The sequence below is a fragment of the Neisseria sp. HMSC065C04 genome, from assembly GCF_001815375.1.
Lineage (GTDB): Bacteria > Pseudomonadota > Gammaproteobacteria > Burkholderiales > Neisseriaceae > Neisseria > Neisseria flavescens_D.
This window is the reverse complement of record NZ_KV820396.1, coordinates 232609-242917: the sequence shown is the minus strand read 5'-3', so window position 1 is coordinate 242917 and position 10309 is coordinate 232609. Positions and strand designations below refer to the sequence as shown.

At 47.3% G+C, this 10309-nt stretch carries 13 protein-coding genes; 8 read left to right on the top strand and 5 right to left on the bottom strand.

What is annotated here, in order from left to right:
• From fdx to hscA, 4 genes are all read right to left on the bottom strand, one after another.
• Positions 1-275 (bottom strand): ISC system 2Fe-2S type ferredoxin (fdx, locus tag HMPREF3022_RS11865; RefSeq protein ID WP_070765148.1); only part of this gene is annotated, 275 nt, incomplete at its 3' end.
• A gap of 92 nt (positions 276-367) precedes the next feature.
• Entirely contained in the window at positions 368-730 is a 363-nt protein-coding gene (locus HMPREF3022_RS03570; RefSeq protein ID WP_049330684.1) for a TIGR02328 family protein, read from the bottom strand.
• Positions 727-1356, bottom strand: coding sequence for a GIY-YIG nuclease family protein (locus HMPREF3022_RS03565; protein WP_049330683.1), 630 nt, complete (start codon positions 1354-1356; stop codon positions 727-729). Before HMPREF3022_RS03565 ends, HMPREF3022_RS03570 begins: the two co-directional genes overlap by 4 nt.
• Positions 1357-1438: 82 nt before the next feature.
• Entirely contained in the window at positions 1439-3298 is a 1860-nt protein-coding gene (gene hscA, locus HMPREF3022_RS03560; RefSeq protein ID WP_049330682.1) for a Fe-S protein assembly chaperone HscA, read from the bottom strand.
• A gap of 245 nt (positions 3299-3543) precedes the next feature.
• On the opposite strand from hscA, the gene rpsF reads away from it, so the two are divergent.
• The 5 genes from rpsF (at position 3544) to mltB (ending at position 6208) form a co-directional block, all read left to right on the top strand.
• Positions 3544-3915: a 30S ribosomal protein S6 gene (gene rpsF / locus HMPREF3022_RS03555; protein ID WP_004519252.1), complete on the top strand. Its 372-nt coding sequence runs from the start codon at positions 3544-3546 to the stop codon at positions 3913-3915.
• Positions 3912-4214: a primosomal replication protein N gene (priB, locus tag HMPREF3022_RS03550; protein ID WP_191620669.1), complete on the top strand. Its 303-nt coding sequence runs from the start codon at positions 3912-3914 to the stop codon at positions 4212-4214. The genes rpsF and priB overlap by 4 nt, the downstream gene beginning before the upstream one ends.
• Positions 4215-4220: 6 nt before the next feature.
• A complete protein-coding gene (gene rpsR, locus HMPREF3022_RS03545; protein ID WP_003678863.1) occupies positions 4221-4451 on the top strand; it encodes a 30S ribosomal protein S18 in 231 nt (76 codons plus the stop codon).
• Between the two features lie 16 nt (positions 4452-4467).
• Positions 4468-4920, top strand: a complete 453-nt coding sequence (gene rplI / locus HMPREF3022_RS03540) for a 50S ribosomal protein L9 (protein WP_049330680.1) — start codon at positions 4468-4470, stop codon at positions 4918-4920.
• A 208-nt stretch (positions 4921-5128) separates the two neighbouring features.
• On the top strand, positions 5129-6208 hold the full coding sequence (mltB, locus tag HMPREF3022_RS03535) for a lytic murein transglycosylase B (RefSeq protein WP_049330679.1): 1080 nt from the start codon (positions 5129-5131) through the stop codon (positions 6206-6208).
• A 58-nt stretch (positions 6209-6266) separates the two neighbouring features.
• On the opposite strand, the gene HMPREF3022_RS03530 is transcribed toward mltB, so the two are convergent.
• Positions 6267-6980: an aldose epimerase family protein gene (locus HMPREF3022_RS03530; RefSeq protein ID WP_070765147.1), complete on the bottom strand. Its 714-nt coding sequence runs from the start codon at positions 6978-6980 to the stop codon at positions 6267-6269.
• A 198-nt stretch (positions 6981-7178) separates the two neighbouring features.
• Here HMPREF3022_RS03530 and dnaX point away from each other — a divergent pair, with 198 nt between their 5' ends.
• From dnaX to HMPREF3022_RS03515, 3 genes are all read left to right on the top strand, one after another.
• The gene (gene dnaX / locus HMPREF3022_RS03525) at positions 7179-9182 is read left to right on the top strand and encodes a DNA polymerase III subunit gamma/tau (protein WP_049330678.1); all 2004 of its coding nucleotides are present in this window, start codon (positions 7179-7181) and stop codon (positions 9180-9182) included.
• 90 nt (positions 9183-9272) lie between these two features.
• Positions 9273-9608 (top strand): YbaB/EbfC family nucleoid-associated protein, encoded by a 336-nt coding sequence (locus HMPREF3022_RS03520; protein WP_003678854.1) that lies wholly within the window; start codon positions 9273-9275, stop codon positions 9606-9608.
• A 187-nt stretch (positions 9609-9795) separates the two neighbouring features.
• On the top strand, positions 9796-10309 hold a 514-nt coding region (locus HMPREF3022_RS03515), incomplete at its 3' end, for a hypothetical protein (protein ID WP_070765141.1).

Genomic DNA, 10309 nt, shown 5'->3' with positions numbered 1-10309 from the left:
ACCACTGCCTGACAGCTCAAGCGTGAATCGGCTTCCAAGCCCCATGCTTGGTCGAGCAGGTCTTCTTCCAATTCGGTTGGTTCTTCCAAGCTGTCAAAACCTTTGCGGATAATCACGTGGCAGGTGGTGCAGGCGCAGGATTTTTCGCAGGCATGATCGACTTCGATGTCGTGGTCGAGCAGTACGTCAAGGACGGTTTGGCCTTCCGGCGCGTCTTCGATAACCGCGCCTTCAGGGCATAATGTCGCGTGTGGGAGTACGGTAATTTTTGGCATTTTTATTGTCTCAGTTGTTTAAGAGTGGTTGTGGTTAAAGCGGTTTCAGACGGCCTTGGATATTCAATATTCAGGCCGTCTGAAAAATGGGTTTATAACATGATGCCTTTACTTCGTAAATTTTCCAAACACTCATCCAGATAGGCATCGTCATGTTCGGCATAAATCGGCGAAGTGGACGCTTCAGCTGCGTGTGCGTGATATGGGGCAACGGCTTTGCCGCGATATAGCGGGTCTTTCCATAAAACATCCGGTTTGTAACCGCGCCTTTCCATCTCTTTCATAATCAAGGCATGGTAAAGATAGAGTTTGTAGGGTGAATGGGTAAAAACGTAATTTACCGTCGTATGCGGCCTGCCCCAGCCTGCCCCGCGTAAAGCGGCGCATTCGCGGTGTTGCCCCAAAAGCTGGGCGCGGGGGAGTAGGGGGATAAGGGTTTGGTGCCAGAGTCTCATTGTGATTCAAATAATTCTGAGTAATCTTCGTAAGCTATCTTCAAATCCTTTTTTGAGTAGGTAGTATAAATGTGAAGACCCTCTTCAATTTCAGTGGTTAGCTTCGATCCACTTTTCCCAAAGTATTCATCTTTATATAGACGGACTTTGGAATTTTTGGGTTTATATGCATTTTCTGAAGAGAGGAGATTTCTTAATATGGAAGGATTTTGTTGATGCTTTTCCTTGATAAAGGAGATAAATGCACTTCTGTTTACTTCAAAAATTTTTTCTTGATGATGTTCTTTGACAGTTTTTTCAAAACCTAACTCTGCTATTTCATTCTTAGGAAATACAATTTCACCTCTTAATGAGAGAAAAAGCCTTTTCACAAGATTTTCATCAATTGCAAAAAGCTCAGTTTCTCCTATTTGGCTTTTGCCGAAAATTTCATGAAGTAAGGTTTCTTTTTCTTTATAGTTGTCGGTTTTAATCGCTAGAATGCGTTCTAACCCGGCAACGTTTGCGTAGCCGTTGTTTTCCAAATGGCGCATTCTAGTTTCAAAATTATTTTCGTCAGTAATACCAATTTTATATACACCTTTGATGACGGTTTTCATCAGGTAGACAATGCCTGCTTTTTCCATTGTTGTCCTTTATTTTTATTTCTGTAAGAGGATATCTTTTCAGACGGCCTTTTTATCAAAGGCCGTCTGAAACCATTTGCCGTCAAATATTATCAACGCTTTGACCTGTCAGCGCACGTTGGATGTTACGGTTCATGCGCTTGGCGGCGAAGTTGTCGGTGCTGTGGCTGAGTTTGGCAACGGCGGCACGGATGTCTTCGGCTTTGCCGTCTTTCAGACGGCCTTGTAGAGCAGCAATGTCTTGTTGAATCCGTTGCAATTCTTCGGCTTCCAACAAATCGCTATCCAACTCAAGGGCGGCGTTGACGGCATCGGTCAGGCTTTCTGCTTCGACCACGGCTTCGGCGCGTGCGCGTGCGGCCATGTCTTCGGCAGCGTTGCTCATGCTGTCTTTGAGCATTTGGGTGATGGTGCTGTCGTCCAAACCGTAGGAAGGTTTGACTTCGATTTGCGCCTGTACGCCGGTGCTTTGTTCTTGTGCGGAAACGGACAGCAATCCGTCGGCATCAACTTGGAAGGTCACGCGGATACGCGCTGCGCCTGCAGCCATGGGCGGAATGCCGCGCAGGGTAAATTTGGCAAGGCTGCGGCAGTCGGAAACGAGTTCGCGCTCGCCTTGCACGACGTGTATCGTCATAGCGGTTTGACCGTCTTTGAAAGTGGTAAAGTCCTGCGCGCGTGCAGTAGGAATGGTGGAGTTGCGCGGGATAATTTTTTCGGCAAGACCACCGTAGGTCTCCAGACCAAGCGATAAGGGTGTAACGTCCAGCAGCAGCCATTCGCCGTCGGTTTTGTTGCCGGCAAGGACGTTTGCCTGTATGGCGGCACCGAGTGCGACCACTTCGTCAGGATTGAGGTTATTCAGCGGGGTTTGGCCAAAGAAGGTGGCAACTGCTTGTTGAACGTGCAACATGCGGGTAGAGCCGCCAACCATAATCACGCCTTTGACATCTGCCTTGGTTACGCCTGCGTCTTTCAAAGCCTGTTTGACGGGTTCGATGGTTTTTTGTACCAGATTTTGGGTCAGATTGTGAAACTCTTGACGGGTAATGACAGTATGGATTTTATGGCCGTCTGAAAGTGTGGTTTCGATGACGGCTTCGGTTTGAGTGGTCAGTTTTTCTTTGGCGGTACGGACAAGGGAGAGCAGAAGCTGGCTGTCTTGTTCGTTGAGTTTGGAGAGGTCGTTTTGTTCCAGCAGGTGGCAGAACAAACGATGGTCGAAGTCGTCGCCGCCCAATGCGCTGTTACCGCCGGTGGCTTTAACTTCAAACAGGCCTTTGGTCAGTTGCAATACGGATACGTCGAATGTGCCGCCGCCCAAATCGTAAACGACAAACGTACCTTCTGAGGCGTTGTCCAGTCCGTAGGCGATTGCGGCGGCAGTCGGCTCGTTGAGGAGGCGCAAGACATTTAAGCCTGCCAAGCGCGCAGCATCTTTGGTGGCTTGACGTTGAGCATCGTCAAAATAAGCGGGTACAGTAATGACGGCACCGACCAAATCTCCGCCCAATGTTTCTTCAGCACGCGATTTGAGGGCTTTGAGGATTTCTGCCGATACTTCGATAGGCGTTTTTGCACCTTGACGGGTGTTTAATTCAACAACGCGCTCATTGGGTGTAAATCGATAGGGCAGGTATTGCGCCTCTTGTGCGAGGTCGGTAAGGGTACGGCCGATCAGGCGTTTGGCGGAGCTGACTGTATTTAGCGGATCGGTTTTTTGTGCGGAAAGGGCGTTTTTGCCGACTTCGACTTCGCCATCCAAATAACGGACAACCGAAGGCAGGGTGGCGCGGCCGTCTGAATCGGGCAGGCAGACTGCGCTGCCGCTGCGTACGGTGGCCACCAAGCTGTTGGTTGTGCCTAAATCAATGCCTACGGCGAGGCGGTGTTGATGGGGGGCGGCGGACATGCCGGGTTCTGAAATCTGCAAAAGAGCCATGATTGTGTGCCTTCTGATGCTGTATTTATTAGGATGGGGCAGATTTTAGCAGATTTTGGGCAGATAGTTGAGTGGTTTGCTAGGAAATAACCCTAAGGCCTAATGTTGTTTTTTAATTGAAAAGAAAGTGGATTTTGAATCCGGACTTGTATTTTTTAAGAAATGCGGATAAAATTCAGTCTCTTTGCCTTGCCTTTTACTTCGCATGGTGAAAGGCTGTTTTTAATCATCCATAAGGAGATAACATGCGTCATTACGAGATCGTGTTTATCGTTCATCCTGATCAAAGCGAGCAAGTGCCTGCTATGGTTGAGCGTTACAAAACCATGATTACTGAAGCCAACGGTAAAATCCACCGTTTGGAAGACTGGGGCCGTCGTCAATTGGCTTACCCAATCAACAAAATCCACAAAGCACACTATGTTTTGATGAATATCGAAACTACTCCCGAAGTGGTTGAAGAGTTGGAAACTGCTTTCCGCTTCAATGATGCCGTACTGCGTCACCTGACCATCAAAACAAAACACGCTGTAACTGAAGCTTCTCCAATGTTGGGCGGCGAAAAAGCAAAAAACTTGCTGAACGGTGCAGCTGAAGAAGTTGCAGCAGCCGAATAAGATTGAACAATCTGATTAAGCTTACCGCCCGTATCTTACAGGTTCAGCCTTTGAGATACACGCCGGCAGGAATTCCTGTTTTAGATGTTGTGTTACAACATGAATCTTGGCAGGAAGAAAACGGACAGAAATGTCTGGTCAAATTTGAAATTCCTGCGCGGATTTTAGGTAAGCAGGCTGAGGAATGGCAGTATCGGCAAGATGCTATCATCGAGTCGGAAGGTTTTTTGGCGCAACGTAGCCAACGCTTCCCCAAGCCGGTACTACGCATACAGAACATTAAAGAATATAAAGGTTAAACGACAATGGCTCGTCAATCATTCAAACGTAGAAAATTCTGCCGCTTTACGGCTGAAAAAATCCAAGAAGTTGATTACAAACAAGTTGATTTGTTGAAAGACTTCATCTCTGAAAACGGCAAAATCATCCCTGCCCGCATTACTGGTACTAAAGCACACTACCAACGTCAGTTGGCTACTGCTGTGAAACGTGCCCGTTTCCTGGCTCTGTTGCCTTACACCGATCAACACAAATAATTTTGGAGTTTAAATCATGCAAATTATTCTGTTAGAAAAAATCGGCGGTCTGGGTAACTTGGGTGACATCGTTACCGTTAAAAACGGTTACGCACGCAACTTCCTGATCCCTGCCGGTAAAGCAAAACGTGCAACCGAAGCCAACATGAAAGAATTCGAAGCACGCCGCGCTGAATTGGAAGCCAAACAAGCTGAAATCTTGGCTGATGCTAAAGCTCGTCAAGAAAAACTGGAAGGCCAAACCATTACTGTTGCTCAAAAAGCCGGTGTTGATGGTCGTCTGTTCGGTTCTGTTACCAATGCTGACATCGCTGAAGCGATTGTTGCTGCCGGTATCCGAGCTGCTAAAGCAAACGTACGTCTGCCTAACGGTCCTTTGAAAGCTGTTGGCGAATACGAAGTTGAAGTGGCTCTGCACACTGACGCTGTTGCTAAAATTACCGTTGCTGTTGTTGCAGCCGCTGAGTAATTGATTCATTCAAGGCCGTCTGAAAATCAAGGGTTTCCTTAGATTTCAGACGGCCTTGTTTATGTGCTTGAGCCGAAGCAAATAGGTGTCGAGTTGTCTATATTTTTGGCTGATTAAAAAGTATGGCTGTTGGCATAGAGAGATGATGTGTTAGACGAATATTCTTTCGTATTCGGATTTATCATAGTATTTAATAAAGAGATTATTTATGAATAAAATCAAAATCTTTGGGATGAGTCTGGCTGCTTTGGCTCTGGCTTCATGTAGTACTCCGCAAAAGCCTGCTGTTGATACGGCAAAATCTGTCGAGCCCGTTTCCTCTGCAAAACGCCCTGTATTTGATGCTGCGGCTGAATCTGTTGCCAGCAGCGGTTTTAATGAGAACGTCAATGTTCAGCAGTTTATCCAATATGAAGTAAAATACCGCCGTTTCAGTGCGGAAGAATTGCGTAACTTCTTCAATGGCGTGGTGTATAAAGGCAATATTATTACCATTATGTACCGCCCAAGCACTTCGCGTCCTTGGTATGAATTCCGCACCGGTAACTCTGGTGCAGCCAAATTTAATGGTGGCAGCCAATTCTATGCGACAAACCGTGCCGTAATCGATGATGTGGCACGCAAATACGGCGTACCTGCCGAATTGATTGTGGCAATTCTCGGTATTGAAACCAATTATGGCAAAAATACAGGCAGCTTCCGCGTTGCCGATGCTTTGAGTACATTGGCCTTTGATTATCCTCGCCGTGCCGAGTTTTTCCAAAATGAATTGAGTGAACTTTTGCAGATGGCAAAAGAAGAAAAAGAAAATATCTTTGACTTCAAAGGCAGCTATGCCGGCGCGATGGGCATGCCGCAATTTATGCCTTCAAGCTACCGTAAATGGGCGGTGGACTATGATGGTGATGGTCATCGCGATATTTGGAATAATGTTGGCGATGTGGCGGCTTCTGTCGCCAATTATATGAAACAGCATGGCTGGCAGACCGGCGGTAAGATGGTTGTGCCGGTAAGTCTGACGATTACGCCGCACTTGCAGGCGATTATCGATGAAAAAACTGCTTTGACGCGCACTGTTGCGGATTTCAAAGCTTTGGGTGTCGTGCCTCAAGTTGCTGTTGCCGATAATGAAAAGGCTGTGTTGTATGCTTTGGAAACCAGTCCGGGCGTATTTGAATACTATTTGGGTCTGAATAACTTCTACACAGTATGGCAATACAACCACAGCCGCATGTATGTAACAGCGGTACGCGATATTGCGAATGCAATCAATAACAATGGCCTGTAAGCCATAATAAAACCACCCTTCGGGGTGGTTTTTAAATATCGAGAATTTGCAAAGGGGGTTAAGCCATCAGTCTGATTTTCATGGCGTAACGTTTTTTGCTGTGCCCTGAAACAAATTGTCCGCCTCGGGCAGGGGATAAAAACGCATTGCCTTCTGCAGTTGGTTCTGCACAAGTATATTGGCCGTTTCGATCGCTCCAGAGGGCATACACAGGCAGATTGTGGGTGCGGATATCCAGTTTCAAGCCGTCAAATGCAACGTGTGCATCCTGGTCGGAGGAAACAAATTCGGTATGGGAGATATAGTCGGCATCGTATGGTGCGCCGTTGAAATCAAATTGTGTGCCGGCAGCGGTAAAGTAGGGGTGGAATCCTGGGGACGTGCGGACGGGTGATTCGCCGTAATTGCAGACAGTTAGGATGGCGATGGCTTCATTTTCGTTAGGCAGACTGTAATCAAGCAACCATTCGACGTGTTCATAGCCTTTTTCTGTGCTGATTAATTTTAAGCCGATATCCGATTCATTTTGATGGCGGATTTCCCAGTCTGAAGTTCTGCCGAAACCATGTTGGGCCAGATGATTTTTGCTGTCCGGTCCGAATTGGGGTAAACAGACATGCATACCGCCGCGTAATTTTGTGTCATTGGCAACTTGGACGCTGGTTTTCGGAAATAAGACTTCCCGTCCTTTCAGAATCAGTGAATCAATATATCCGCCTATTGTATTGACTTGCATAGTGGCTGATTGGTTACGTAGTATGATTTCAGGCATAATGATTTTAGCTTCAAATTGTTTATCATCTTTGTAGCATTCTAACATTGCGATGACATGCTGTCGCCGTCGGCTTGATAGAAAATCCTTAATAAAAATCAAAAAAATGCTAGAATATATGCCATTTTCTGAGGCCGTCTGGAAAGCGGATAATTCTTTTCAGACGGCCTTCCGATTTATTTCCCGTAGAGAAACAACATGGCTTATCAAGTTCTTGCACGAAAATGGCGTCCGAAAACCTTTGCCGATTTGGTCGGTCAGGAACACGTCGTCAAAGCCCTGCGCAACGCGCTGGACGAAGGCCGTCTGCACCATGCCTATCTGCTGACAGGAACGCGCGGTGTGGGTAAGACCACGATTGCCAGGATTTTGGCCAAGAGCTTGAACTGCGAAAATGCCGTGCATGGCGAACCATGCGGTCAGTGTGAAAGCTGTACGCAAATCGACAGCGGCCGTTATGTGGATCTATTGGAAATCGACGCGGCATCGAATACCGGTATCGACAATATCCGCGAAGTGTTGGAAAACGCACAATACGCGCCGACTGCGGGTAAATACAAAGTCTATATCATCGACGAAGTGCATATGCTTTCCAAAAGCGCATTCAATGCCATGCTGAAGACTTTGGAAGAACCGCCTGAACACGTTAAATTCATTTTGGCGACCACCGATCCGCACAAAGTCCCCATTACCGTATTGAGCCGCTGTTTGCAGTTTGTGTTGCGCAACATGACAACCCAACAGGTTGCCGAGCATTTGGCACATGTCTTGGATCGTGAAAACGTTCCTTATCAGCCACAGGCTTTGCAGCTTTTAGGACGTGCCGCCGCCGGTTCGATGCGCGATGCGTTGAGCCTTTTGGATCAGGCGATTGCCATGGGTTCGGGTAAAGTGGCTGAACAAGATGTCCGCCAGATGATCGGAGCGGTCGATAAACAATACTTGTTTGAATTGCTTGAAGGAATCATCAATCAAAACGGTGAGGCCTTGCTGGAAAAGGCTCAGGAAATGTCCGCCAGAGCGATTGGTTTTGACAGCGCATTGGCAGAATTGGCCATGCTGTTGCAACGTTTGGCTTTGATTCAAACCATTCCTTCCGCCTTGGCAAATGACGACCCTGAACGTGAAACTTTGCTGCGATTAAGTCAGGCTTTGAGTGGCGAACAGATTCAGCTTTATTATCAATGTGCTATTCATGGCAAACAGGATTTGCCGCTGGCTCCGGACGAATATGCCGGTTTTGTCATGACGCTTTTGCGCATGCTTGCATTTGCGCCATTGGCCGCTTCGGGTTGCGATACGCAAAGTCAGATTGAACACACGGATTTGCATTCCGACTATCAGAAAGCTGAGGCCGAAAAAAAGCCTTTTCAGCTGCCGAAATCTGAGCCGATAGCAGCACCGGCGGTTGAGAAAGAGGCTGCTTCTGCCAAACAGGATGCCGTTGAAAGGCCGTCTGAAGAAACCGTTCAGCCTGTTCTGCAACAACAGGCGGATGTACCGCCTTGGGAGGAAATGCCGAGCCAAGGATCAGCTGAGCCGCCTCAAACTCAAACGGCGCAGATACAAGAAGCAGTGGAGCCATTGCCTGTTGCAAAAGTTCAGACGGCCACTGCGCTGGAAGAATATCCGCATATGGATGAGGAAATTCCACCTCCGTTTTTTGATGAAGCATATACATATGAAGATTCGCATCGTGCTGATGTGATGGAAGTATCGCAGTCGGTTGCGTCTGCTGAGCCTGAAGAAGAGGAAGGAGATGAAGAAGAGCTTCAGTTCGCTCCTTTGCCTGAGTTTAAAACTGAGAATTGGCACAGCATCATCGAACGCTTCGCCCGTAAATTAGGCGCGGCGCAGATGTTAGCGCAAAATGCGGCATGGACGAGTTATGATGCGGAAGCAGGTTTAATCATGCTGTCGTTGACGGATGAGGCCAAAGCTACTGCCAATAAAGAGCGCTTGGACAAAATCTGCCAGACGTTGAGCGAGGCTTACCATCTTGGCAATTTAAGGCTGCAAACTGAGCCTTGGCAGGATGATAAAGGCTGGGAAACGCCGGTGATGCGCCGCAAACGTATTCAAGAAGAAGGGCGGCAGCAGGCGCAAGATTTGCTGGAAGCGGATACAACGGCGCAGAAAATCTTGCAAACCTTTGAAGCGCAATGGCTGCCGGATTCTTTGGAGTTGGCAGGACATTCTTAAAATACTGATATACAAGGCCGTCTGAAAGGCAATAGCGTTTTTCAGACGGCATGAGTGAAACCCATTTATTCAAACCCATAGGAGTAAAACATGTTCGGAAAAGCCGGATTAGGCGGCCTGATGAAACAGGCTCAACAAATGCAGGAAAACATGAAAAAGGCACAAGCCAAGCTGGCTGAAACCGAAGTTGAAGGTGAAGCAGGCAATGGTTTGGTGAAAGTTGTGATGACGTGTTCGCATGTTGTCCGCAAACTTGAAATCAGCCCTGATTTGATTCAAGAAGCCGCTGACGACAAAGAAATGTTGGAAGATTTGGTATTGGCCGCTATCAATGCCGCTTCTGAAAAAGCCGAAGAAACCACCAACAAAACCATGGGTGCGTTTACCCAAGGCCTGCCAGCAGGCATGGGTGACTTCTTCCGCTAAACTTGCGCCACAAAGCAAACAAAGGTCGTCTGAAACGCAAAAAATCAGTTTCAGACGGCCTTCGTATTATCTGTTTTGCAGATTGAAATCAACATATCGACAGTTATTCCGCCGCAGGCATATTGAGTGTTTATTACATTCAAATCCGCTCAATCAATATTAAAAACCAACTGATACATCAAACAAAATGAAACCGTCCCTTCCCATCCGCTCACTTCTTTTAAGCTGTATGCTCGCCGCAGCAAGCGCAAACAGCTTTGCCGCCGAAACCGTCATTACTTCTCCAGACAAGCAGTTCAGCGTTAGAAAAGTCTGCAACCACAAAACCCAAGAATGCTCTTTCTTTGCAGGCAAAAAAGCCATCGAAAAAAATCTTCCCGAAGACAGGACAAGCTATAAATGGCTTGGAAATACCTTCGCATTAAGAACCAGCTTCGGGTCGTATGATTCCTACACCACCTTCGCCGACCGTACCCATAAGCCCCATACGCTTTCCTCCGTCATCGCCACCGACAGCAAAACGCAATGCGCCGTAACCGCAGATAATAAAGGCGTGTCTTTCTACTCGCTGTTCCGTGACAAACCCGTCAAATTCATTGCTGCAAACGACAAAAAATTTGGATTCCCCCAAGATGTTGCCACGCTGGAATCCGTCGTCGAGGCAGAGTTCAAAGGCAAGAAAGTCCACATGACGTATATGA